Annotated in this window: 22 protein-coding genes; 12 read left to right on the plus strand and 10 right to left on the minus strand. The window is 67.4% G+C overall.

Annotation, left to right across the window (positions count from 1 at the left end; genetic code table 11):
• Window positions 1-105: 105 nt before the first annotated feature.
• The gene (locus I8N54_RS10195; RefSeq protein ID WP_140192670.1) at window positions 106-303 is read left to right on the plus strand and encodes a hypothetical protein; all 198 of its coding nucleotides are present in this window, start codon (window positions 106-108) and stop codon (window positions 301-303) included.
• 202 nt (window positions 304-505) lie between these two features.
• Here I8N54_RS10195 and I8N54_RS10200 read toward each other — a convergent pair whose 3' ends face one another.
• Entirely contained in the window at window positions 506-967 is a 462-nt protein-coding gene (locus I8N54_RS10200) for an Lrp/AsnC family transcriptional regulator (protein WP_140192669.1), read from the minus strand.
• A 137-nt stretch (window positions 968-1,104) separates the two neighbouring features.
• Between I8N54_RS10200 and cysG the strand changes: the two genes are divergently transcribed.
• From cysG to I8N54_RS10230, 6 genes are all read left to right on the plus strand, one after another.
• Window positions 1,105-2,499 carry a siroheme synthase CysG gene (cysG, locus tag I8N54_RS10205; RefSeq protein ID WP_140195485.1) on the plus strand — a complete coding sequence of 465 codons (1,395 nt, stop codon included), beginning with the start codon at window positions 1,105-1,107 and terminating at the stop codon, window positions 2,497-2,499.
• The gene (locus tag I8N54_RS10210; RefSeq protein ID WP_140192668.1) at window positions 2,499-2,798 is read left to right on the plus strand and encodes a DUF2849 domain-containing protein; all 300 of its coding nucleotides are present in this window, start codon (window positions 2,499-2,501) and stop codon (window positions 2,796-2,798) included. Before cysG ends, I8N54_RS10210 begins: the two co-directional genes overlap by 1 nt.
• A gap of 9 nt (window positions 2,799-2,807) precedes the next feature.
• Window positions 2,808-4,481: a nitrite/sulfite reductase gene (locus I8N54_RS10215; protein ID WP_140192667.1), complete on the plus strand. Its 1,674-nt coding sequence runs from the start codon at window positions 2,808-2,810 to the stop codon at window positions 4,479-4,481.
• Entirely contained in the window at window positions 4,471-5,220 is a 750-nt protein-coding gene (locus tag I8N54_RS10220) for a phosphoadenylyl-sulfate reductase (RefSeq protein ID WP_140192666.1), read from the plus strand. The genes I8N54_RS10215 and I8N54_RS10220 overlap by 11 nt, the downstream gene beginning before the upstream one ends.
• Before the next feature lie 36 nt (window positions 5,221-5,256).
• Complete coding sequence (locus I8N54_RS10225; RefSeq protein WP_140192665.1) at window positions 5,257-5,682, plus strand: DUF934 domain-containing protein; 426 nt, start codon at window positions 5,257-5,259, stop codon at window positions 5,680-5,682.
• Between the two features lie 78 nt (window positions 5,683-5,760).
• Complete coding sequence (locus I8N54_RS10230; RefSeq protein ID WP_140192664.1) at window positions 5,761-6,585, plus strand: ferredoxin--NADP reductase; 825 nt, start codon at window positions 5,761-5,763, stop codon at window positions 6,583-6,585.
• 375 nt (window positions 6,586-6,960) lie between these two features.
• On the opposite strand, the gene I8N54_RS10235 is transcribed toward I8N54_RS10230, so the two are convergent.
• Complete coding sequence (locus I8N54_RS10235; RefSeq protein WP_140192663.1) at window positions 6,961-8,169, minus strand: hypothetical protein; 1,209 nt, start codon at window positions 8,167-8,169, stop codon at window positions 6,961-6,963.
• A 136-nt stretch (window positions 8,170-8,305) separates the two neighbouring features.
• Between I8N54_RS10235 and infC the strand changes: the two genes are divergently transcribed.
• Window positions 8,306-8,893: a translation initiation factor IF-3 gene (gene infC / locus I8N54_RS10240; protein ID WP_232790387.1), complete on the plus strand. Its 588-nt coding sequence runs from the start codon at window positions 8,306-8,308 to the stop codon at window positions 8,891-8,893.
• 149 nt (window positions 8,894-9,042) lie between these two features.
• Here the strand turns inward: infC and I8N54_RS10245 are convergent, their stop codons facing one another.
• The 8 genes from I8N54_RS10245 to I8N54_RS10280 all read right to left on the minus strand — a co-directional run bounded on the left by I8N54_RS10245 (window position 9,043) and on the right by I8N54_RS10280 (window position 18,547).
• Window positions 9,043-11,154 carry an OmpA family protein gene (locus tag I8N54_RS10245; RefSeq protein ID WP_140192662.1) on the minus strand — a complete coding sequence of 704 codons (2,112 nt, stop codon included), beginning with the start codon at window positions 11,152-11,154 and terminating at the stop codon, window positions 9,043-9,045.
• A 150-nt stretch (window positions 11,155-11,304) separates the two neighbouring features.
• Entirely contained in the window at window positions 11,305-12,093 is a 789-nt protein-coding gene (locus tag I8N54_RS10250; RefSeq protein WP_140192661.1) for an FAD binding domain-containing protein, read from the minus strand.
• A 13-nt stretch (window positions 12,094-12,106) separates the two neighbouring features.
• Entirely contained in the window at window positions 12,107-14,551 is a 2,445-nt protein-coding gene (locus I8N54_RS10255; protein WP_140192660.1) for a xanthine dehydrogenase family protein molybdopterin-binding subunit, read from the minus strand.
• A gap of 82 nt (window positions 14,552-14,633) precedes the next feature.
• Window positions 14,634-15,119, minus strand: coding sequence for a (2Fe-2S)-binding protein (locus tag I8N54_RS10260; RefSeq protein ID WP_140192659.1), 486 nt, complete (start codon window positions 15,117-15,119; stop codon window positions 14,634-14,636).
• An 89-nt stretch (window positions 15,120-15,208) separates the two neighbouring features.
• Window positions 15,209-16,189 (minus strand): molybdopterin-binding protein, encoded by a 981-nt coding sequence (locus tag I8N54_RS10265; protein WP_140192658.1) that lies wholly within the window; start codon window positions 16,187-16,189, stop codon window positions 15,209-15,211.
• Entirely contained in the window at window positions 16,189-17,172 is a 984-nt protein-coding gene (locus I8N54_RS10270; RefSeq protein WP_140192657.1) for an XdhC family protein, read from the minus strand. The genes I8N54_RS10265 and I8N54_RS10270 overlap by 1 nt, the downstream gene beginning before the upstream one ends.
• 309 nt (window positions 17,173-17,481) lie before the next feature.
• Complete coding sequence (locus tag I8N54_RS10275) at window positions 17,482-18,048, minus strand: peptidylprolyl isomerase (protein ID WP_140192656.1); 567 nt, start codon at window positions 18,046-18,048, stop codon at window positions 17,482-17,484.
• Window positions 18,041-18,547 (minus strand): peptidylprolyl isomerase, encoded by a 507-nt coding sequence (locus I8N54_RS10280; RefSeq protein ID WP_140192655.1) that lies wholly within the window; start codon window positions 18,545-18,547, stop codon window positions 18,041-18,043. The genes I8N54_RS10275 and I8N54_RS10280 overlap by 8 nt, the downstream gene beginning before the upstream one ends.
• 159 nt (window positions 18,548-18,706) lie before the next feature.
• On the opposite strand from I8N54_RS10280, the gene I8N54_RS10285 reads away from it, so the two are divergent.
• The 4 genes from I8N54_RS10285 (at window position 18,707) to I8N54_RS10300 (ending at window position 23,174) form a co-directional block, all read left to right on the plus strand.
• Window positions 18,707-19,885 carry a phosphoglycerate kinase gene (locus tag I8N54_RS10285; RefSeq protein ID WP_140192654.1) on the plus strand — a complete coding sequence of 393 codons (1,179 nt, stop codon included), beginning with the start codon at window positions 18,707-18,709 and terminating at the stop codon, window positions 19,883-19,885.
• A gap of 104 nt (window positions 19,886-19,989) precedes the next feature.
• A complete protein-coding gene (locus tag I8N54_RS10290; protein ID WP_140192653.1) occupies window positions 19,990-21,594 on the plus strand; it encodes a hypothetical protein in 1,605 nt (534 codons plus the stop codon).
• 85 nt (window positions 21,595-21,679) lie between these two features.
• A complete protein-coding gene (locus tag I8N54_RS10295; RefSeq protein WP_140195481.1) occupies window positions 21,680-22,573 on the plus strand; it encodes a fructose bisphosphate aldolase in 894 nt (297 codons plus the stop codon).
• A gap of 28 nt (window positions 22,574-22,601) precedes the next feature.
• A complete protein-coding gene (locus tag I8N54_RS10300; protein WP_140192652.1) occupies window positions 22,602-23,174 on the plus strand; it encodes a hypothetical protein in 573 nt (190 codons plus the stop codon).
• The last annotated feature ends 116 nt before the right edge of the window (window positions 23,175-23,290 follow it).

Below are 23,290 nucleotides of genomic sequence, written 5' to 3' on the forward strand. Positions count from 1 at the left end.
CACGCATTTGGCGGAACAAAATCACCGCTCTGCCGTATTGTTGCACGACTGCGAACAAAACAGCCTCCGAAGCTCGGATCGTCACATGGACCCGAGGAGGCCGACATGCACACGACCAGAACTTCAGGTACTGAAATCGATGACGTCCGCCAGTTCGTCATCGCCGAACGCTCCCGCTGCCTGTCCGATCGCGAATGGCGGCACCGGCTTGCCGGATACGGCTACGGCATCCGCGACGGCGGGGCCGGCCATATCCTGACGAGCCTGATCCACGGTCGCGACCTCTGCCCGCTCAACGTCTGATCCGACGGGACGTGATCCTTCGGTAACCTGATCCGGCGGGGCGCGCTGACGCGCGCGCAGTGTTTCCCGGCCCTTGCGGGCCGGTATGGTCAGGGGGCTGTCTGCCCCCTCCGGGCCTGCGGCCCGTTCACCCCCGAGAGGTATTTCCGGCCAGATGACGCCGAAGCCGGGGTCTGCTGCCGTCGCCCGGAGCGCGTCGATGTCAGAGCGGCAGCGCGCTGGTCGATTTGATCTCCTCCATCGACAAGAGCGCGGTAACGTTGTGCACCCGCACTTCGGAGATCAGCGCCTGGTAGAAGGCGTCGTAGGCGCGCGCGTTTCTGACCCGCACCTTCAGGATGTAGTCGATGTCGCCGGCGAGGCGGTGCGCTTCCTGCACTTCCGGCCTCGCTTTCAGCGCGGCGAGGAACCTGTTCTGCCACTCCGCCTCGTGGGCACTGGTGCGGATCAGCACGAAGAACGTCGCCTCGAAGCCGAGCGCTTCGGCATCCAGTTCCACCGTCTGGCGACCGATGATACCCGCCTCGCGCATCTTGCGGATCCGGTTCCAGACCGGGGTCTTTGAGGACCCAACCGCCTTGGCGATCTCGTCGAGGGAACGGCTCGCGTCCTCCTGCAATTCGGAAAGGATTTTCCGATCCGTCTCGTCGATCCGAACATTCATTCGCCTGAACCTCGCTGCGCTGCACACATGTTCTTCTGTGCCGACATACTGGAACATGTGTCCTTATTCCAGCTGTCGGGTAGGCACAAACCGGGACGTTGTTCTATATCTTGGACAAGAAACCGGAGCTTCCCTCGATGCAGCACTTTCCGATCTTCCTCAATCTTCGCGGCCGCCGCGTTGTCCTGTCGGGCGGCGGCGAGTGCGCGCTGGCCAAGCTGCGCCTGATCCTGAAGTCCGAGGCCGAGGTCGTCGTCTATGCAGACGCGCCCGTGACCGAACTGGAGGACTGGGCGCAGGGCGGCAAACTGACGCTGGTCCGCAGGCCGATGAACCGGGGCGACGCGAAAGGCGCCGCGCTGTTCTACGCCGCCAACGACGATCCGACCGAGGATGCCCGGGTCGCCGCCATCGCCGACGCCGAAGGTGTGCTGGTCAACGTCGTGGACAATCTCCGCGACAGCCAGTTCATCACGCCCGCCATCGTCGACCGCGACCCGGTCACGGTCGCCATCGGCACCGAGGGCGCCGCCCCCGTGCTGGCCCGCGCCATCAAGGCGGACCTCGAAGCGCGGCTTCCGGTTCAGCTCGGCACGCTGGCGCGGATCGGCAAGGCCTTCCGCAAGGCGGCCGACGCGTTGCCGATGGGCCGCAAGCGCCGCGACTTCTGGCGCGACTATTACTTCGCCGAGGGCCCCCGTGCCATCGAGCAGGGCGAGGACGAGGTGACACCGGCCCTGAAGGCGCTGCTCGACCGGCATCTTGCCGCGGATGCGCGCGTCGGCCACGTCGACTTCGTCGGTGCCGGTCCGGGCGATCCGGAGCTTCTGACGCTGAAGGCGCGCAAGGCGCTCGACGAGGCGGACGTCATCATCCACGACCGGCTGATCGCGCCCGAGATCCTCGAGCTCGCCCGTCGCGAGGCGGTGCTGGTCGAGGCCGGCAAGGAAGGCTTCGGCCCCTCCGTCAGCCAAGACGACATCAACGCCATGATCGTCGCGGAGGCGCAGCAGGGCCACCAGGTGGTCCGGCTGAAATCCGGCGATCCGACCGTCTTCGGCCGGCTCGACGAGGAGATCGACGCCTGTGACGCCGCCGCGATCAGCTGGCGCGTCGTGCCGGGCATCACGGCGGCGTCCGCCGCCGTTGCCGCCGTGGGTCAGAGCCTGACCAAACGCGACCGGAACTCGTCCGTGCGGCTGCTGACCGGACACGACATGAAGGGCTTCGCCGAGCATGACTGGAAGGCGCTCGCCCGTCCCGGCGAAGTCGCCGCGATCTACATGGGCAAGAAGACCGCCCGTTTCGTGCAGGGCCGGCTGCTGATGCACGGCGCCGATCCCGCCACGCCCGTAAGCGTCGTGGAGAACGCCAGCCGCGCCGATCAGCGCGTGCTCGCCTGCACCCTTGGCGAGCTGGAGCCGACCCTGTCGGACGCCGCGCTCGCCGGCCCCGCCCTGATCCTCTTCGGCCTCGCCCCGCGCCGGGCCGAACTCATCGCCCGCGATTTCGACCGGATGGAGCAAGCCTGATGCCCCGCAAGTTCACCCCCAAGGTCGTCACGGCCAATTCCCTGATCGAGGGCGACGCCGTCTGGCTCACCGCCGATGACCGCTGGTCCCCCGACATGGCCGAGGCCCAGCTCATCGAGGACGAGGAGCTCGCGCAGGAGCGTCTGGCCCACGCCACCGCCCAGCCCGACCAGGTCGTCGGCGCCTACCTCGCTGACGCGGTCGCCGGCGATAACGGCCCCGTTCCGACCCATTTCCGCGAGGCGTTCCGCACGCGCGGTCCGTCCAACTACGACCACGGCAAGCAGACCGCGGTCTGAGGAGGCGACATGTACAGCTATTCCGAATTCGACGAACAGTTCGTGCGCGAACGCGTCAGCCAGTTCCGCGCCCAGGTCGAGCGCCGCATCGACGGCTCGCTCACCGAGGACGAGTTCAAGCCGCTGCGCCTGATGAACGGGCTCTACCTGCAGCTCCACGCCTACATGCTGCGCGTCGCCATTCCCTACGGCACGCTGAACCCGCACCAGATGCGCCAGCTCGCGATGATCGCCGAGAAGTGGGACAAGGGGTACGGCCACTTCACCACGCGCCAGAACATCCAGTACAACTGGCCGAAGCTGAAGGACGTGCCCGACATCCTCGACGCGCTCGCCGATGTCGAGATGCACGCGATCCAGACCTCCGGGAACACCATCCGCAACGTGACCGCCGACCACTTCGCCGGCGCCGCCGCGGACGAGATCGCCGATCCCCGCCCGGTGGCGGAGCTGTTGCGGCAATGGTCGACCGACCACCCGGAGTTCCAGTTCCTGCCGCGCAAATTCAAGATCGCGATCACCGGCTCGCCGAACGACCGCGCCGTGACCAAGGCGCATGACATCGGCCTGCGCATGGTCCGCAACGATGCCGGCGATGAGGGCTTCGAAGTCATCGTGGGCGGCGGCCTTGGCCGCACGCCGATGATCGGCAAGGTCGTGCGGGAATTCCTGCCGAAGGCCGACCTGCTGCCCTATGTCGAGGCGATCGTCAGCGTCTGGAACCTGCTCGGCCGCCGGGACAACAAGTACAAGGCGCGGATCAAGATCACCGTGCACGAGCACGGGATCGACGAGATCCGCCGCCTCGTCGAGGAGCGGTTCGAGGAGATCCGGCCCCAGTTCTCCGGCGTCGATCAGGAGCTTCTTGCCGGGCTGGAACAGGCCTTCGCCGCGCCCGACCTGCAAGAGGCCTCGCTCGCCGCCTTCGAATCCGCCTACACCAACGACGCGATGTTCCGCGCCTTCGCCGACACCAACGTGGTCGACCACAAGGTGCCGGGCTACGGGATCGTCTCGATCTCGCTGAAGGCGCACGGTGCGACACCGGGTGACGCCTCCGCCGACCAGATGCGCGTGATGGCCGACCTCGCCGAGCGCTACGGTCATTCCGAGCTGCGCATCAGCCACGAGCAGAACGTGATCCTGCCGCATGTCCACAAGTCGGACATCCCGGCGGTCCACGCCGCGCTGAAGGAGGCCGGTCTCGCCACGGCGAACATCGGACTGATCTCCGACATCATCGCCTGCCCCGGCATGGATTACTGCGCGCTCGCGACCGCGCGCTCGATCCCGATCGCGCAGGAGATCGCGACCCGCATCGACGAGCTCAAGATCGAGCACGAGGTCGGGCACATGAAGATCAAGATCTCGGGCTGCATCAACGCCTGCGGCCACCACCATGTGGGCCATATCGGGATCCTCGGCCTCGACCGCGCGGGGGTGGAGAACTACCAGATCACCCTCGGCGGCGACGGCACCGAGACGGCCTCGATCGGCGAACGTGCCGGCCCCGGGTTCCCGGCGGAAGAGGTCGTGCCCGCGATCGAGCGTATCATCAAAGCCTATCTCGACGTGCGCGAAGGCGAAGACGAAACCTTCCTGATGGCCTACCGACGACTTGGGCCCGCACCGTTCAAGGCTGCGCTGTACCCCGAGTCGAAGGAACAGGCCGATGCCGCGTGATATAGCACCAGAGCTGGAAGAGCGCGTCGCCGCGCTCAACGAGCGCTACCGCCATCACGGCGCGACTGCGGTGCTGGAGAAGGCGCTCGAGGACGAGGACGTGGGCGACATCGCCCTCGTCTCCTCCTTCGGGGCGGAATCGGTGGCGTTGCTGCACCTCGTCTCGGTGATCGACAAGCAGACGCCGGTGCTCTTCATCGACACCGAGATGCTGTTTCCCGAAACGCTGACCTACCAGTCCGAGCTTGCGGTGAAGCTGAAGCTCGGCAACCTCAAGGTCGTGCGCGCCCGGCTGGACGACCAGCTGAACCGTGATCCCGACGGCACGCTGCATCAGCGGGACACCGACGCCTGCTGCGCGCTGCGCAAGACCGAACCGCTGCAACGGGCACTCGCGCCGTTCGACGGCTGGATCACCGGGCGCAAGCGATACCAGGGCGGCAAACGGGCAAGCCTCGACTTCTTCGAGGCGGAGGCCGGCACCGGCCGGATCAAGGTGAATCCCCTCGCCTACTGGACCAACCAGGACGTGCAGGACTACATAGCCGAGAACCGCCTGCCCCGGCATCCGCTGGTGGCCCAGGGCTACCCCTCGATCGGCTGCTGGCCCTGCACCTCCAAGGTGGCCGAGGGTGAAGACCCCCGGGCCGGGCGCTGGCGCGGCGAGGAAAAGGAAGAATGCGGCATCCACTTCGTGGACGGCAAGATCGTGCGCGGTCCCCTGCCCGTCGCCTGCTGAACCAATGACAAGACAGACCATCGCTGGAGCACAGAGATGAGCGTGATCGTGACCGATACCGGGTTCACCCCCGACGACTGGACCGGCCCCTTCGTGGCCTTCGACGACGACGGCGCCGAGGCCGGACCGGGGGCCGCGCTCGACGTGCCGTCCTCCGCCGATGCCGGCGAGCTCGGCAAACGCGCGCAGGCCGCCGGCCTCGTGCGGATCGACTTCCCCTCCTTCTCGGACGGGCGCGGCTTCACGCTGGCCGCCGCGTTGCGCCGTGCGGGTTACACCGGACGGCTGCGCGCCCATGGACACGTGATCGCCGACCAGTACGCCATGGCCCGGCGCGCGGGCTTCGACGAGGTCGAGATCAGCGACGAACTCGCCACCCGCCAGCCCGAGGACCAGTGGAAGCGCCGCGCCGACTGGCGGGCACATGACTACCAGTCGCGGCTTCGCGGCACACCCGCCTGAGCGCTGACGCACTTCACCTGACCTGGATCAACGACTAGGGAGAGGGCCGGGCCTACGCCCCCCTTGTAGAGACAAAGCATGACCGACCCGACCGTGAACGAGACCATCGCCCGCCCCGCACCCGCTCTTCCGGACGCCCAGACCGTCACCGAGGTGCAGCATTATACCGACCGGCTGTTCCGCTTCCGCGTGACACGGCCGGCGTCGCTGCGCTTCCGCTCGGGCGAGTTCCTGATGATCGGGCTGCTTGGCGACAACGGCAAGCCGCTGCTGCGCGCCTATTCCATCGCGTCACCGTCCTGGGACGACGAGCTGGAGTTCTACTCCATCAAGGTGCAGGACGGCCCGCTGACATCGAAGCTGCAGCATATCCAGCCGGGCGACCAGCTGATCGTGCGGCCAAAGCCTGTCGGCACGCTCGTTCATGACGCACTGCTGCCGGGCAAGCGGCTCTATTTCTTCGCGACCGGCACCGGTTTCGCACCCTTTGCCTCGCTGCTGCGCGAGCCCGAGACCTACGAGCGGTTCGACGAGGTCATCATCACCCACACCTGCCGCGACGTCGAAGAGCTGACCTATGGCCGTGAGTTGATCGAGGGCCTGAAAGCCGACGAGATGATGCAGGAGCTGCTCGGCGACGGGCTGGAGAAGATCCGTTACTACCCGACGACGACCCGGGAAGAGAGCCCCAAGATGGGCCGCATCACAAAGCTGATCGAGACCGGTGAGCTGTTCGCCGACCTCGGCATCCCCGCGCTGAACCCCGAGACGGACCGCGCCATGGTCTGCGGAAGCCTAGAGTTCAACAAGGATATCAAGACGCTGCTGGAGCAGGCCGGGCTTCGGGAAGGCGCGAATTCCGAACCCGCCGAGTTCGTCGTGGAGAAGGCTTTCGTCGGCTGAGACCGATTTTGATTGGAGAGGCGCCGCCGCGGGAAACCGTGGCGGCGTCTTGCTGTTTGGGGGGGCTGCCACTCACCCAACCCTCTCCTCCGGGGCAGAGAGGGCCTTTGGTCGGCTCTGATGGTTGGCGGGTTGGATGCGGGTTTGATGCCTCGCCTGGCCCCTCACCCAACCCTCTCCCCCAAGGGGAGAGGGCTATGCGGCGCGATGGAGATGGATCGCGTAGGGTGCGCGCTCGATGCGCACCCCCCGCATCGGCCACCTCCTCCCATGCCGCCCGTAGGGTGCGCGTTCAATGCGCACCCTGCCCCCTGACGACAAACAAAAGGGCCGCCCCGGTCCCCCGGGGCGGCCCGATCCCAACCGATCCAACCTTCAGAGGCCGAGCGCTTCCCGCAGCCGCTGAACCAGCGCGCTGACCTGCTCGGGGCTGTCCGAGACCGCCTGCACTGCCGCTGTCAGCGCGCCCTTCTGAACCGTCGAGAGATCGGAGTCGCCGATCACTTCCACGATGCGATCGGAGTCGAAGCCGTCGACAGTGAACAGCTGCTGAAGCTCTTCGACGTCCATGTCGGCCGACTCGGCGAGCGCGATGGCTTCCTCGCTCGGGTCGTCCGTCCCGGCGACGGCTTCCTCGGCGATCTCCGCATCATCTTCGGCTGCCTCGGCCTCTTCCACGGCCGCAGCCGCGTCATCGGCCCCGTCGGCAAGGTCGTCGCCGGCCGCTTCGGTCGCATCGGACAGGTCCGAGACGGCATCATCGGCGCCGTCCACGATCTCGGCCGCCGCATCGCCGGCGCTGTCGGCGAGGTCACCGGCCACGTCCTCGGCGACGACGGCGGCATCTTCGGCCGCTTCGGCAGCGTCGTCGAGCGCCTCTTCGGCCTCGGCCATTGCGTCGCCCGCAGCATCACCAGCCTCCGCGCCGGCCTCGGCAGCGGCGGCGGCGGCCGCGTCGGCGGCCTCCGCGGCCTCTTCGGTCGCATCGTTGGCCATGTCGCCCGCAACGGCGCCGGCCTCGTCCGCCTCCTCGGTGATCGCACCGGTGACCGAATCTATGGCATCGTCGACCGCATCACCCGCAGCCTCGGCCGTGTCGGTGATGGCGTCGCCGACAGAGGCCGCCTCTTCCGAGTCCAGAAGCTCCTCGGTCTCGTCGATCGCGGCATCCACTTCTTCGGCGACGTCATCCGTAGCGTCAGCGTCGGTCGCGGCAGCGGCGTCGCCCTCGGTGGCCGCCTCGGCGCCATCGTCTGCGGACGCTTCATCCGCGGCATCGGCGTCGGCAGCCTCGTCTCCGGCGGTCTCCTCTTCGGTGGACGTCTCGGCGACGTCCTCTTCCGGGGCGTCCTCGGTCGTCTCCTCGGCGGCCTCTTCCTCTGCAATCTCTTCGGAGACCTCGTCCTCGACCGCCTCTTCAGTGGCCTCGGCGGTCTCCTCCAGCTCGTCCACCACCTCTTCGGCGGCGTCTTCTGCCTGGGACTCGCCGCTGATCACCTGGGCCGGTGTGCGTTCGTTCGCGATGTATTCGTAGCCGAAATAGGCCAGCACCGCGACCACCACGATGATGATGACGCCTCTCATGAGTTTAATCCCCTCCGCTGAAGTCAGCCCGCAAAATCGAGCACAATCATACCTATGCCAGACGCCATCCCCTTAGGGAAGCACCTGCCGCCGGACACGCCATGCGGGGTTGAACGAAGCGCGGCGCGGGCTTACCTTGGCGCACCGAGTCCCAAGAACTGCCAAAAAGGAAGATCCCATAGCCCGCAGACCGCACAACGCGCCGCCGACCCGTGACACGGGTCCCCGCGTCAACGATCGCATCCGTGCCCCCGAAATTCGCCTCATCGGAGCAGAGGGCGAGAACGTCGGCGTCATCTCTCCCGCCCGCGCCATGCAGATGGCCGAGGAGGCCGGGCTCGACCTCGTCGAGATTTCCCCGAACGCCGATCCGCCGGTCTGCAAGATCATGGATTTCGGCAAGTTCAAGTACGAACAGCAGAAGCGCGAGTCCGAAGCCCGCAAGAAGCAGAAGACGATCGAGGTGAAGGAGGTGAAGTTCCGCCCCAACACCGACGTGCACGACTACGAAGTGAAGATGAAGAACGTCTTCAAGTTTCTCGAGAACGGCGACAAGGTGAAGGTCACCCTACGCTTCCGGGGCCGCGAGATGGCCCACCAGGATCTCGGCCGTAACCTGCTCGAGCGGGTGGCGGACGACGTCAAGGAAATCGGCAAGGTCGAGAACATGCCGAAGATGGAAGGTCGGCAGATGGTCATGATGATCGGACCGTCGACGAAGTAACCGTCATCCGTTGACGGACAGGACAGCCCTCGCGGGTTCGCGGGGGCTTTTCTATGTTCGCCGGTTGCTTGCCGGCCCCACTTGCCCCCGAAACGCAAACAGCCCCGCCGGTTGGCGGGGCTGCGATTGCTTCGGTCCGCGTGTCGCGGTCAGCCGCGGGTCAGCAGCGGCGTGATGTTGCGCACCGTGGCACGACGGTTCTCACGCTCGGCGTCCTGCGTTTCGACCTTCAGCACGCTCTCACCGTAGCCCTGCGTGATCAGGTTCTCCGGCGGGACCTCGAAATACTCAGTCAGCGCGAGCGCCACCGTCTCCGCACGACGGTCGGACAGGGCGAGGTTGTAGCTCGCTTCGCCGACCGCGTCGGTGTGACCCTCGACCAGGAACACGGCACCCGGGTTCTCGTCGATCACCAGCGTGATCGCGCGGCCGAGCGCGGCGAGTTCCTCGGCTTCAGCCGGCTGGATCGCGGCAGAGGCCGTCTCGAACGTGATCGCGTCCAGCTCGATTTCCGGCACGATCTCCCGCACTTCACGGATCTGGCGCACCTGTGCCAGCGAGAAGGTCCGGCCCGGATCGACCGACATCGACGTCATCAGCGCCTGGCGCAGGGCCTCCTCATCGTTGAGGGCGACGTCGTTCCGTTCTGCGGGTTGCGGCAGTTCGGAGACGTTGACCGGCTGGAAGGCCTGCGTGTCGTCGAGCAGGATGATCCGCGTGCCATCGGCGAGGATGCGTTCGCGGTGTATCACCGACCCGTCGGCGGCGCGCACCGTTACCACCTGGCTGCCGTCCTGGCGGAGCACGGTCGTGCGGGTGGAGCCGTCGTCATATTGCCGGGTCGTGACTTCGGTGCCCGGCTGACGCAGCAGCGTGTCGTCGTTCTTCAGGACGAGCAGTTCGCCGTTGCGGTCGACAACGATGCGGTCGCCGGTGTTGGAGACGACTTCGTCACCGTTGTCGAGGATCGAGCCGACAGCGATAGCGCCGAGTCCCAGAAGGACGGCTTTCTCGAGGTCGGACAGGCCTTCTTCGTCGTCATCGTCGTTCGACGCCTCTTCATTGCCTTCGGCGGACGTCTCGAAATCCTCATCCGAGGCACGGACGTTCTCTTCGGTGACTTCCTCGGTCGTCGTCTCGCCACCGGAATCGTCCTCACCGGCCACGGCGGCAAGCGCTTCCTGTTGCTGCGGCTGCTGGGGCTGCGCGTCGGCTTCCTCGGCGGGGGCATCGTCGGCAGTGGCCTCGGCTTCCGCCTCCGGGGCAGCGTCAGCTTCAGCCTCTGCGTTACCGGCGAGATCGTTGGCGATGTCCTCGGCGCTCGGGCCGTCGTCATCCGCGTTCTCAGTCGCTTCTTCAGCCGGAGCTTCGTCTGCAGGTGCGTCTTCGGCAGCACCCTCTTCAGCGGGAGCCTCATCAGCCGGCGCGTCTTCAGCCGTGGTCTCGGCCGGAGCCTCGTCCTCTGCAGGCGCGGCATCGTCCTCAGCCGGCGCGGCATCGTCGACAGCTTCCGGAGCAGGATCGACCGGGGCGTCTTCCGCAGACTCGGCCGGAGCCTCCTCGGCGGTTTCGGCCGGTGCATCCTGCGCAGCCTCAGCCGGCGCATCTTCGGTGGGCGCTTCAGGTGCGTCCTCGGCGGTGTCCGCAGGCGCATCCTGCGCGGCTTCCGCCGGCGCATTCTCAGCGGCGTCGGCGGGTGCGTCACCAGCCGGCTCCGCAGGGGCTTCCTCGGCCGTTTCTGCAGGTGCGTCTTGCGCAGGTTCCGCAGGGGCTTCTTCCACCGCTTCGGGCGCAGGCTCGGCCGGCGCGTCTTCCACGGCTTCCGGAGCCGGCTCCGCAGGCGCCTCTTCAGCCGTTTCAGCCGGGGCGTCTTCGGCGGGGGCTTCCTCGACCGGCGCTTCGGCTTCCGGGGCCGGAGCCTCTTCAACCGGCGCGGCCTCTTCGGCGGGAGCTTCCGGCGCGGCGTCCTGAGCGGGCGCCTCTTCGGTCACAGCCTCATCGCCGCCACCGTTACCATTCCCGTTGCCGTTGCCGTTGCCGTTGGCCGCGTCGGCGTTTCCGTTACCGTTGCCGTTCCCGCCGCCGTTGCCATTGCCATTATTGCCTTGCTCGACGACATTGCCGTCGGCATCAAGACAGGGAAACGTCGGATTGTCCGGAGTACAATTCTGGATCTCGGCTTCCTGCGCCGGGAGGGGACCGGCCGCGAGCGCGAGGCTCAGAACGATAGCTGTGCTCGACTTAATATGCGATTTTGACATTTTGATTTCCTGTTTGGGGACGACGCATCCAATGATTGCGTCTCTGGCTCAGGAAACTCCGGGCTAGGCCAACCCGTTCCGGACCCCTGCGGCATTCCGCCGGGTCACCCCGGCCCGGTTCACGACCGGACCGGGAATTGTTTCAAATCGTTACGACAGCGACGCCACGGCCCGCTTCGTCAGCACACCGATCAGGTGCGCCCGGTAAGCCGGTGTGCCGTGAAGATCGGCGATCATCTGGTCCGCCGAAGCAGACAGGCCGTCGAGCGCGCCGACCGAGAAATCGGAGGACAAGGCGCTCTCCGCCTCGCTCCAGCGGAACACACCGTTCTCCGAGGCACCGGTCACCGCAACGCGCACTCCATCGGAGAACTTGGCTACGAACACCGCGACCAGCGGGAAACGTGACGCCGGCTGCGCGAATTTCTCGTAGCGCGCCTTCTCGGGCACCGGGAACTTCACCGACGTGATGATCTCGCCCTCTTCCAGCACCGTCTCGAACAGGCCGGCGAAGAAGTCGTCCGCCGCGATCTCCCGGCTGTCGGTGACGATCGTCGCGCCGGAGCCCAGCGCGGCCGCCGGGTAGCAGGCGGAGGGATCGTTGTTGGCAAGGCTGCCGCCGATCGTGCCCCGGCTGCGCACCGCCGGATCGCCGATCCGCGAGGCGAGCGAGGCAAGGCCCGGATAGGCCTCCGCCGCCTGCTCGGCGACCACTTCGTGCGTCGTGCCGCCGCCGATGGTGACGACGCCGCCTTCGGAGGAAACGCCCTTCATCTCCTCGATGCCCGACAGGCTGACGAGCTTGGACGGCATGGCGAGCCGTGCTTTCAGCGAGGGGATCAGCGTCTGCCCCCCGCCCAGCGCCTGCGCGTCCTCTTCCTTCAGCGCGGTGACCGCGTCGGCCACGCTTTTCGGTTTCTCGAACTCGAATGCATACATGGCTGTGCTCTCCTTATGCCGGGCCGCCGAGGGACCGGTCGCCCATCGTGTCGCTGTTGTTCGCGGAGGGTTGCGCCGCGCCCATGGGGCTGTCGGCCCCGTTCATCGCCGCCCACACCCGTTGAGGCGAGACCGGCATGTCGATATGGTCGATCTTGTGACCGGCGGAGCGCATCGCGTTGATGACCGCGTTCACCACCGCCGGCGGAGAGCCGATGGCCCCCGCCTCACCACAGCCCTTCACGCCAAGCGGATTGTGCGTGCAGGGCGTCTGGCAGGAATGGTCGACCTGGAACATGGGGAAGTCGTAGGCGCGCGGCATGGCATAGTCCATGTAGCTCGCCGACAGGAGCTGCCCGTTCTCGTCGTAGGCACAGTTTTCGAGCAGCGCCTGCCCGATCCCCTGCGCGAGACCGCCGTGGACCTGCCCCTCGACGATCATCGGGTTGACCACGTTGCCAAAGTCGTCCGCCGCGGCGAAACGCTCGATCGTGACCCGGCCGGTGTCGGGGTCGAGTTCCACTTCACAGGCATAGGCGCCCGCCGGATAGGTGAAGTTCGCGGGATCGTAGAATGCGGTCTCCTCCAGTCCCGGCTCCATCTGTTCGAGCGGATAGTTGTGCGGCACGTAGGCGGCGAGCGTGACGTCGCCCCAGGCCACGGACTTGTCCGTGCCCGCCACGGTGAATGAGCCGTCCTTCAGCTCGATGTCGGCATCCGACGCCTCGAGCAGGTGGGCGGCGATCTTCTTGGCCTTGTTGATGACCTTCTCCGCGGCCCGGTACATCGCCGACCCGCCGACGGCGAGCGAGCGGGACCCGTAGGTGCCCATACCCATCGGGGTCTTGCTGGTGTCGCCGTGGACGATGTCGATCTGGTCCTCGGGAATGCCGATCATCTCCGACAGGACCTGCGGGAAGGTCGTCTCGTGCCCCTGCCCGTGGCTGTGACTGCCGGTGTAGACCGAGATAGAGCCGGTCGCGTTCACCCGGACCGTCGCGCTCTCGTAGAGGCCGGCGCGCGCGCCCAGCTGCCCGACAAGGTTCGACGGCGCGATGCCGCAGGCCTCGATGTAGCAGTTCATGCCGAAGCCGCGCAGCATGCCCTTCGCCTCGCTCTCCTTCCGGCGGGCGTCGAAGCCGGCGAAATCGGCCATCTCGGCCAGCTTGTCGAGCGTGGCGTTGTAGTCGCCCGTATCGTACTCGACCGCGACGGGCGTGGCATAGGGAAACTCGGTGACGAAGTTCTGCCGGCGCAGCTCCACCGGGTCGACGCCGAGCTCGATCGCCGCCTTGTCGATGACCCGCTCGAGTTGATAGGTCGCCTCGGGCCGTCCGGCCCCGCGATAGGCATCGACGGGCACTGTGTTGGTGAAGACGGCCTTCACGTTCACGTAGATCAGCGGCGTCTTGTAATTGCCGGCCATCAGCGTGCCATGCAGCCACGTCGGCACCGAAGGCGCGAAGGTCGACAGGTAGGCGCCCATGTTGGCGAGCGTCTCGGTCCTCAGCGCGGTGAAGTTATTGTCCTTGTCGAGCGCGAGCTCGATCTTCGTGACGTGATCGCGGCCGTGCGCATCCGTCATGAAGGCTTCGGACCGGGTCGAGGTCCATTTCACCGGCCGCTTCAGCTGCCGGGCCGCGAAGGTGCAGAAGGCCTCCTCCGCGTAGTGGAAGATTTTCGAGCCGAAGCCGCCGCCGACGTCGGGCGCGACAACCCGCAGCTTGTGCTCGGGGATGCCGAGGACGAAGGCCCCCATCAGCAGCCGGATCACGTGCGGGTTCTGCGAGGTGGTATAGAGCGTGCTCTCGTCGGTGGAGGGGTCGTAGTCCCCCACTGCGACGCGCGGCTCCATCGGGTTGGCGATGAGCCGGTTGTTCACCAGCTCCAGCGTCGTGACGTGGGCGGCCTCCTTGATGGCCTGGTCGACGGCGTCGCGGTTGTCCTCGACGAAGCCCCAGTCATAGCAGAGGTTGCTCGTCAGGTCGTCGTGGACCTTGGGCGCATCTCCGGCGAGCGCGGCCTTCATGTCGATGACGCCGGGAAGTTCCTCGATGTCGGCGACGATCGCCTCGGCGGCATCACGGGCGGCGTCTCGGCTAGTGGCGACCACGGCGGCGATGGCGTCGCCCACGTGGCGCACCTTGCCCTGCGCGAGGACCGGGTGCGGCGGCTCCTGCATCACGTTGCCGTCGCGGCTGGTGATCTGCCACCCGCACGGGATGGAGCCCACGCCGTCGAAGTCGCTGCCGGTGAAGATGCGCACGACGCCAGGCATCTTGGCGGCCTCGTCGGTATCGAGGCTGCTGATGCGGCCGTGCGCCACGTCGGAGCGCAGGAAGTGCACGTAGAGCTGGCGGTGCAGGTTGATGTCGTCGGAGTATTTTCCGGCACCGGTGATGAAACGCAAATCTTCACGGCGCTTGCTGGACGCGCCTATCCCGTGGTCCTTCGGCATGGTCTCTCTCCTCCCAGAGATATGTGCCGATCCTTCTCGAAGGATCGATATCGAATTTTCGTCGAAAATTCGGGTCGCGGGCCTATTCGGCCGCGACGGCCGTCACGTCTTGCCCAGAGGCTGCCATGATCGCCTTGACGATGTTGTGGTAGCCCGTGCAGCGGCAGATGTTCCCCTCCAGGTACTGCCGGATCTCCTGCTCGGTCGGCTTCGGGTTCTCCTTGAGGAGCGACGTCGCCGACATGATCATCCCCGGCGTACAGAAGCCGCACTGAAGCCCGTGGTGATCCTGGAACGCCTGCTGCACCGCGGACAGCGTGCCGTCCATCCCGGCAATACCCTCGATCGTGGTGACTTCGGCGCCGTCCGCTTCCATCGCGAACATCGTGCAGGCCTTCGCCGGCCGGCCATTCACATGGACCACGCAGGCGCCGCACTGGGATGTGTCGCACCCGACGTGGGTGCCTGTCAGGTGCAGCCCGGTCCGCAGGAATTCGACGAGCAGCGTGCGCCCTTCGACCTCTCCGGACACGGACTCGCCGTTCACCGTCATGCTGACTTTCGACATGGAGTCCTCCCGTTTTTCGCTTGTTCCTCAAGACATAACCACGGGCGCACCCGAGTCGAGAAATAATATCTTCGTATCGCGGCGCGCAGCTAGTGGTCGCGCGGTCGGGGACGGGTCGGGATCTCCTTGAGCAATCCGCCCACCCCCATGGCCGCGATCTCCCGGGGTCCCACGGGCACGCCGCAGGCCGTGCGCTCCAGCACCCAGTCCGCGCCGTTCAGCGCGGGCGAGCGGGCGCAGCCGGGAAGCCCGATCACCGGCGTTGCGCCGATCCGGCCGAGGAACAGCAGGTTGCCCGGATCGACCGGCATTCCGAAGTGGATCAATTCCCCGCCGGCGCGGCGCACCGCCTCGGGCCCCACGTCGCGCGCGTCCGACGTGGCGGACCCGGTGAGGATCAGCACCAACTCCGCATCGCTCGCGGTTAGCGCTTCGGCGAGCGCGCCGGTCTCGTGCGGCACCCGGTCGGCGAGGTCGAGTTTCAGACCAAGCCGCTCCACCCGCTCGCGCACCGCCGCCGCGCCCTTGTCGGACTGGCGCCGCCCGGGCACTTCCGTCTCGATCAGCCGCGCCCGCCCCAGCGCCGGAGCCACGAAGCCGATCGCGTCCGCCGCCGCGGCGCAGGCCGCCTCGAGCGCCGCGCCGGGCACCGCGTAGGAGATGATCTTCACGGTCGCCACCATCGTGCCGCGCGCACAGCGCTGCCACTCGGGCACCGTCGCCACGGTGATCATCGGATCGACCGCATTGGCCGCCGCGACCTTCGCCGCGTCGATCCGCGCCAGTCCCGGCCCTTCCGCGAACAGGTTTACCCGCCCCGTCGCCGCCCGCGACAGGCGGAGGCCGCCGGCAGACAGGGCCTCCGCGAGTGTCGCGGCGGCGGCGTCCTCTCCGACATCACCGTCGTCGAGCCGGGCAACCGTGATCTCGTCCAGACCGGCGGCGCAGATCGCCTCGATATCGGAGCGTTCGAGCAGATGCCCCTTCTTCAGCCGCAGCTTGCCGAGCGTCAGAGAATGCGCCAGCACCGCGCCCGCCGCTTCTTCCGGCGGCACGGGACCGAAGCGCATCAGCCCTGCCTCAGCACTTGCGTGATCTGGGCCATCGTGGCGACCGCGATCTCCGCCGGCGAGCGCCCGCCGAGGTTCAGCCCCACCGGCGCGTGGATCCGCGCGATATCCTCGTCGGTGAAACCTTCGCCCTTCAGCCGCTCCACCCGTTTGCCGTGCGTGCGCTTCGAGCCGAGACAGCCGAGGTAGAACACATCCGACCGCAGCGCGGCGATGATCGCGGGATCGTCGATCTTCGGATCGTGGGTCAGCGTCACGACACAGGTGCGCGCGTCGAGGCCGCGTTCGGCCAGCACCTCGTCCGGCCACTCGTCCGACAGGTCCTCTCCCGGGAACCGCGCCTCGGAGGCGAAGGCGGGCCGCGGGTCGATCACCAGCGGGTCGTAGCCACATGCATGGGCCATCGGCAGAAGGTGCTGCGCGATGTGGACGGCGCCGACGACGACCATCCGCAAGGGCGGGTTGTAGATGCAGATGAAGGCGCTGCCGTCTTCCTCGTAGCCCGACCGGTCGAGTCGGAACCGCTCCGCAAACTCCGGCGGGCTGGCGGTGCGCCGCTCCCACGTGGTCGTATCTACGACATAGGCGATTGGCTCGCGCGCGGCCCGGGCCTCGACGATCCGGGCGACGATCTCCTCGGGGATGCCTTTGCCGACCGGCTGGACCGAGATGCGGATCGTGCCGCCGCAGGCGAGCCCGACGGCGAACGCATCGTCGTCGCTGACGCCGTAGGTCAGAAGCCGGCTTTCCCCCGTGCCGACGACCTCGAGCGCCTCGGCCACGACTGCACCCTCGACGCAGCCGCCGGACACCGAGCCCTCCATCTCGCCCTCGCCCGAAACGGCGAGGACCGAGCCGACGGGCCGGGGCGAAGAGCCCCAGGTCTCGACCACGGTGGCGATCACGGCCCCCTTGCCGGCGCGATACCAGTCGAGCGCGGTTTCCAGTGTCGTGTCGTAGCTTGGGGTGATGCGTCCGGCCATGGTGCGCCTCCTGGCCGTCAATCTATCTCCGTGAGGGCGAGTCACAAGAGCCGCTCACCTCATCTGGCCGGAAATACCTCCGGGGGTCCGGGGGCAGCGCCCCCGGTGATCGGCGTGCGCAGCACGACGATCTCCTGCTCTCGATCTTCCGGGTGAAAGGGTGAGGTCAAAGTGGGCTCGCCGTGCGTCGCACGCCGATCCGCGGGGGGCGCGGCCCCCCGGTCGCCTCCGGCGACTCCCCCCGGAATATTTACACGCCCGAAGAACAAGGGGCGTAACGTGGGGTGGCGGCCGCCACCCCACGTGCCGTCATTCGGTGCGGAGTTCCACGTCGGCCATCACGTCGGGCGCGCCGTCGATGGCGCCGTTGCCGCCGGTGCCCTTCTTGATCGAGTCGAGCACGTCGAGACCTTCGGTCACTTCACCGACGACGGTGTACTGGCCATTCAGGTGCGGCGCGGGCGCGAACATGATGAAGAACTGGCTGTTGGCCGAGTTCGGGTCCTGCGTGCGAGCCATGCCCACGACACCGCGCTCGAACGAGATGTCTGAGAATTCGGCCGGCAGATCCTCCATGTCGGAACCGCCGGTGCCGGCCATCGACAGGTCACCGCCCGCGACACCGTTCTGGACGTCGCCGGTCTGCGCCATGAAGCCGTCGATCACGCGGTGGAAGACCACGTTGTCGTAGGCGCCGGACTCGGCGAGCTCGGAGATCCGCGCAACGTGCTGCGGCGCGGCCTCCTCGTTCAGGTCGATGGTGATCGTGCCGGACGCCTGGCCTTCGACGGTGATGTCGAGGTAGGGACCCGGCTCGTCGGCGAACGCGGGCGCGGCCAGGGCGACGAGCGCGGAGGAGATGAGAAACTTACGCATCGGCGGCCACCTTCACGGAGATCATGCGGTCGGGGTTCGCGGGCGGTTCGCCCCGGGTGATGGCATCCACGTGCTCCATCCCGTCGATAACGCGGCCGTAGACCGTGTACTGGCGGTTCAGGAAGTGGTTGTCGGAGAAATTGATGAAGAACTGGCTATTGGCCGAGTTCGGATTCTGGCTCCGGGCCGCGCCGAGCGTGCCTCGATCGTGCGGGATGCCGGAGAATTCCGCCGGAAGATCCGGCTTGTCGGAACTGCCCGTGCCGGCGCGGCGCGGGTTGTAGTCCTTCTCCATGTTGGCGTGCTCCACGTCGCCCGTCTGGGCCATAAAGCCGTCAATGACGCGGTGGAACGCGACATTGTCGTAGGCGCCGTCGCGGGCCAGTTCCTTCATGCGCTCGACGTGTTTGGGGGCGACGTCGGGCAGCAGCTCGATCGTCACGGTGCCGCCTTTCAGCTCCACCAGGATGGTGTTCTCGGGATCCTTGATCTCGGCCATGTCTCTTCCTTCAGAACGGTTCGGCGCGGACCCTATGGCGACGGGACGGCAATGCCAAGCGGGCGCGACCGTGACGCGCGGCGGACCGCTCCCCCTTCCCCGCGGTTGACCCGGCGCGCGAAAGGGCTGAGGTAATGCCCAACCCACAGGAGGACCGAGATGAACTGGAAGAGCCTCGACGACATGGACCTCGCCGGCAAGCGCGTGCTGACGCGGGTCGACATCAACGTGCCCATGGACAACGGCCGCGTCACCGATGCCACGCGGATCGAACGGATCGTCCCGACGATCACCGACATCCTGAAGAAGGGCGGCTCGCCCATTCTGCTTGCCCACTTCGGCCGCCCCAAGGGCAAGCCGGTGGAAGAGATGTCGCTGCGCCAGCTCGTCCCCGCGCTCGAGGCGGCGTTCGACCACGAGGTCACCTTCGTCGAACGCCCCTCCCGGGAAGAGATCGACGCCATGCCGCAGGACGCGATCGTGCTGGTGGAGAACACCCGCTTCACCCCGATGGAAGAGGCGAACGACCCAGAGATGGCGAAATTCCTCGCCACGCTCGGTGACATCTATTGCAACGACGCCTTCTCGGCGGCGCACCGGGCCCACGCCTCGACCGAGGGCGTGGCGCATCACCTGCCCTCCTGCGCGGGCCGGCTGATGGCGGCGGAGCTCACCGCGCTGGAGAAGGCGCTCGGCAATCCCGAGCGGCCCGTCGTCGCGGTGGTCGGCGGCGCGAAGGTCTCCACCAAGCTGGACCTGCTCGGCAACCTCGTCACCAAGGTCGACACGCTGGTCATCGGCGGCGGCATGGCCAACACGTTCCTCGCCGCGCAAGGCGTCGACGTCGGCAAGTCGCTCTGCGAGCATGACCTGGCCGACACCGCCCGCGAGATCGCCGCCAAGGCCGCGGATGCCGGCTGCGAGATCCTCCTGCCCCGCGACGTCGTCGTCGCGCGCGAGTTCAAGGCCGGTGCCCCGAACGAGACGGTCAAGACCGAGGACTGTCCCGCCGACGCGATGATCCTCGATGCCGGCCCCGACTCGGTCGCGCACATCGTGCAGGTCTTCGAACGCTCCAGGACGCTGGTCTGGAACGGCCCGCTCGGCGCCTTCGAGATCGAGCCGTTCGACGCCGCGACCAACGCCGCCGCGCAGAAGGCGGCGGAGATGACCAAGGCGGGAGAGCTGATCTCGGTCGCCGGCGGGGGCGACACCGTCTCCGCACTGAACCAGGCCGGGGTCGCGGACGATTTCTCTTACATCTCCACGGCCGGGGGCGCGTTCCTCGAGTGGATGGAAGGCAAGACACTGCCCGGCGTCGCCGCGCTCGAGAGCTGAGCCCCCCCCGCGCGGACATCTGCGCGGAAAGTATGGAAAGCCTCACTGCCGCCCCCGCAAGGGCGGCAGTAGCCTTGCGACAGCATTGCCGAGGAGGAATTCCAATGTCCGTTCGTTCCCGCCTTCTGATGTCGGCGCTCGCCGCCGCGACCGTCGCGACCCCTGCCCTGTCCCAGACCGACCCGGCGCCCGCGCTGCTCGACTTCGTCGCGCCGAACCGGCTGGCGCTCGCCGCCGCCAACTTCGCGATCGGCGGGCTGCGGACGCAGATGGAATTTACCTACGAACATATATCGACCGACATCCTGCGCGGCACGATGGCACTGTCGGGCGTGCGCATCCGGCCCCAGTTCGAATGGGACGTGGCCGGCCAGTGCGAAGTCACCGCCGACCGCGTCACGCTCACCAGTGACTTCGCCGAACCGTTCGACGTGATGTCGGAAGCCACGCTCGACATCATCGGCGCGGAGGCGACGCTCGCCTGCCTCGACCGCAGTACCCAGATGGCAGTCCGGTCCATGGGCTTTTCGACCATCACGCTCGATCAGGCCCGCACCCGGCTGGCCTATGTCTATTCCACCGGCGAGATCGAGGCGGACACGACCCTGTCGGTCAATGGCTTCGCGACGCTCGACTACTCCGCCTCCGGCACGTTCCTGCCGCGGCGAGACGATTACGGTTACATGGGCGACCCGGCGATCCGGCTGTCCCGCGCCGTCGTCACGCTGAAGGACGAGGGCGGATGGGCCGCCGCGGCCTCCATGCTGCCGGCGGAGTTCCAGGATCCCGAGGCAATCCGCCAGATCGGCACCGAGGGCATCCTGCAGGCGCTGTCCGAAGGCGGCACCCGCAACCCGACTGCGGTCGAGCGGAACTTCGTCGATCAATTGATGGACCAGGTCGCCGCCTACGTCGCCGAGCCCGGCGAGATCACGATCGAGGCCGACCTGCCGCCCGGCGGATCGGTGATCGAACCCGAGATGCTGGAGGACCCCGGCGCGCTGATCTCGGCCATCGCGCTGACGGCGAGTGCCGTACCCTCCTCGCGCTCCGCGATCCTCGGCAGTGCGGAGCTCTCTGGCCTGTCCGATCCCGAACAGCTGTCCGATGACGACCGGCTGTCCCTTGCCGGACGTCTGTTGTCCGGCGACGGCGTGCCGCGCGCGCCGGGCCTCGTGCCCGACCTCGTCGCGCCGCTGATCGAGGGCGGCGGCCCGCAGAGCGGTCCGGCCGCCGCGTTCGCCGCCGAAGCCCTGTCCGATACCGATCCCGTGACCGCTTACGGCTACGCGCTCGTCGCCTCCAGCGCGGGAACCGGCGGGCCGGTATCGCTTTACGACCGGCTCGAGGCGCGGATGACCACGGGACAGGTGATGACCGCGCAGGCCGACCACCTCGAGGAGATCGGCGACACCGATCCGCTCGCCGCGATCGAGGGCGACGATCCCCGGGACTTGCGTGCCGCCGTGCTCGACTACCTGACCGGCGCGGGCGCGCCGCGTTCCTATGCGCGCGCCTACTACTACGCGATCCTCGCCGAGGCCGCGGGCGATTTCGCCGCCACGCCGCTGCGGCAGGAGATCGTCGCCCGCTTCTCCAACCGGGGTGACGATGTCGCCGCCCGCTGGCGCGAAGCTTCTGCCGAGATCGAGGCGCAGGCGATCGCCGACTGGATCGACGCCGACCTGCCCGCGCGCTACGCCCGCTGACGCACGGTTGCGCTAACAGGTTTGCAACCCCTTCCGAGGTCCACCATACATCTGGTGGACCTTGATTTTCATGGAGAACCGCGTAATGGCGACCGAAGAGATGGCCACCCGTATGCGTGACGGAAAGGGCTTCATCGCGGCCCTCGACCAGAGTGGCGGCTCGACGCCCAAGGCGCTGAAGGCCTACGGCGTGGACGAAAGCGAATATTCCTCCGACACGGAGATGTTCGACCACATCCACGCCATGCGGACCCGCATCATCAAGTCGCCCGCATTCACCGGCGACAAGGTCATCGCGGCGATCCTGTTCGAGGACACGATGAACCGCGAGATCGACGGCAAGCCGACTTCGACCTTCCTCTGGGAAGAGCGCGGCGTGGTGCCGCTTCTCAAGGTCGACAAGGGGCTGGAGGCGGAGGCCGACGGCGTCAAGCTGATGAAGCCGATGCCGGGGCTCGACGCGCTGCTCGACAAGGCCGCTGGGCTCGGTGTGTTCGGCACCAAGATGCGCTCGGTGATCGAGGCGGCCAGCCCGACCGGCATCGCCGAAATCGTGTCCCAGCAGTTCGCCATCGGCGCGCAGATTCTGAGCCACGGGCTCGTGCCGATCCTCGAGCCGGAAGTGACGATCACGATCTCCGACAAGGGCGAGGCCGAGGGCATCCTGCGCGAGGAAATCCTCAAGCATCTCGACAACATGCCCGACGACCAGCAAGTGATGCTGAAGCTGTCGCTGCCCTCCGTCACCGACTTCTACAAGCCGCTCATCGACCATCCGAAGGTGATGCGCGTCGTCGCCCTGTCCGGCGGCTACAGCCGGGACGAGGCGAACGCGCTGCTGGCCGAGAACGACGGCCTCATCGCCTCCTTCAGCCGTGCCCTGTCCGAAGGTCTGTCGGCCGGGCAGCCCGACGCGGAGTTCGACTCCACGCTCGCCGAGGCGATCGACAGCATCTATGCTGCGAGCGTCGCCCCCTGACGGGCGACGTCTTCGGGGGGAGACCATCGTGAAACCGTTCCTGTCGGCGGCGCTGGCCCTGTGCCTCGCCGCCTGCGCCACAGAGACCGTGGCACCGCCCGCCATCGGCGACGACTCCCGGCTGTTCGAAGACCCGTGGGGGGCCGAAGGCCCGCCGGTGATGGGCTTCGTCGCCGCCGAACTCGCCGGAAGCGCGCAGCGCTGGACCACTTACGACTTCTCCATCGGGGCCTTCTCCGCCTCGGCATGGATGCACGAAGTGCCGGCCGGCGTCGAACTCAGGATCATGGCCTACCAGCCGGGCCAGTGGGACGTCATGGAGCGGCGGATCAACCTGACCGGCACCCTGCCCTCTCTTGCCCCCGGACAGGCGTCCGATGCGGTCTTCGCGCTGCTGATGGAAGAGGCGATCGACGGACCGCGCCTGGAGGGACCGGCGGTGCTGCGCCTGACCCGGATCGAGCGGGAGGGCGACGAGGTCTATGGCAAGGCGGCGGGCGACTTCTCCGCCGAGATTTGCCCTTCCGGCGGCATGGAGGACGGCCCCTGCCTGCCGATTTCCGGTCGGTTCGAGACCGAGGTGCAGTTCGACAACATGTGACGCTTGCCGGACGGACGGCCATTACCGGTCAGGCCCGTCCGCTACCGGTCGGCAGTCCGGAAAACCGCGCCTGCCCGGTCCTGGACATCGGTGCGCTCATCCCATCGGTTTCAGTC

Origin of the sequence: Pelagovum pacificum (assembly GCF_016134045.1) — a bacterium.
Classification (GTDB): Bacteria; Pseudomonadota; Alphaproteobacteria; order Rhodobacterales; family Rhodobacteraceae; genus Oceanicola; species Oceanicola pacificus_A.

Coding starts and splice junctions, on each gene's coding strand:
- I8N54_RS10195 (WP_140192670.1), top strand. CDS start 106: ATGCACACGACCAGAACTTCAGGTACTGAAATCGATGACGTCCGCCAG.
- I8N54_RS10200 (WP_140192669.1), bottom strand. CDS start 967: ATGAATGTTCGGATCGACGAGACGGATCGGAAAATCCTTTCCGAATTG.
- cysG (WP_140195485.1), top strand. CDS start 1,105: ATGCAGCACTTTCCGATCTTCCTCAATCTTCGCGGCCGCCGCGTTGTC.
- I8N54_RS10210 (WP_140192668.1), top strand. CDS start 2,499: ATGCCCCGCAAGTTCACCCCCAAGGTCGTCACGGCCAATTCCCTGATC.
- I8N54_RS10215 (WP_140192667.1), top strand. CDS start 2,808: ATGTACAGCTATTCCGAATTCGACGAACAGTTCGTGCGCGAACGCGTC.
- I8N54_RS10220 (WP_140192666.1), top strand. CDS start 4,471: ATGCCGCGTGATATAGCACCAGAGCTGGAAGAGCGCGTCGCCGCGCTC.
- I8N54_RS10225 (WP_140192665.1), top strand. CDS start 5,257: ATGAGCGTGATCGTGACCGATACCGGGTTCACCCCCGACGACTGGACC.
- I8N54_RS10230 (WP_140192664.1), top strand. CDS start 5,761: ATGACCGACCCGACCGTGAACGAGACCATCGCCCGCCCCGCACCCGCT.
- I8N54_RS10235 (WP_140192663.1), bottom strand. CDS start 8,169: ATGAGAGGCGTCATCATCATCGTGGTGGTCGCGGTGCTGGCCTATTTC.
- I8N54_RS10245 (WP_140192662.1), bottom strand. CDS start 11,154: ATGTCAAAATCGCATATTAAGTCGAGCACAGCTATCGTTCTGAGCCTC.
- I8N54_RS10250 (WP_140192661.1), bottom strand. CDS start 12,093: ATGTATGCATTCGAGTTCGAGAAACCGAAAAGCGTGGCCGACGCGGTC.
- I8N54_RS10255 (WP_140192660.1), bottom strand. CDS start 14,551: ATGCCGAAGGACCACGGGATAGGCGCGTCCAGCAAGCGCCGTGAAGAT.
- I8N54_RS10260 (WP_140192659.1), bottom strand. CDS start 15,119: ATGTCGAAAGTCAGCATGACGGTGAACGGCGAGTCCGTGTCCGGAGAG.
- I8N54_RS10265 (WP_140192658.1), bottom strand. CDS start 16,189: ATGCGCTTCGGTCCCGTGCCGCCGGAAGAAGCGGCGGGCGCGGTGCTG.
- I8N54_RS10270 (WP_140192657.1), bottom strand. CDS start 17,172: ATGGCCGGACGCATCACCCCAAGCTACGACACGACACTGGAAACCGCG.
- I8N54_RS10275 (WP_140192656.1), bottom strand. CDS start 18,048: ATGCGTAAGTTTCTCATCTCCTCCGCGCTCGTCGCCCTGGCCGCGCCC.
- I8N54_RS10280 (WP_140192655.1), bottom strand. CDS start 18,547: ATGGCCGAGATCAAGGATCCCGAGAACACCATCCTGGTGGAGCTGAAA.
- I8N54_RS10285 (WP_140192654.1), top strand. CDS start 18,707: ATGAACTGGAAGAGCCTCGACGACATGGACCTCGCCGGCAAGCGCGTG.
- I8N54_RS10290 (WP_140192653.1), top strand. CDS start 19,990: ATGTCCGTTCGTTCCCGCCTTCTGATGTCGGCGCTCGCCGCCGCGACC.
- I8N54_RS10295 (WP_140195481.1), top strand. CDS start 21,680: ATGGCGACCGAAGAGATGGCCACCCGTATGCGTGACGGAAAGGGCTTC.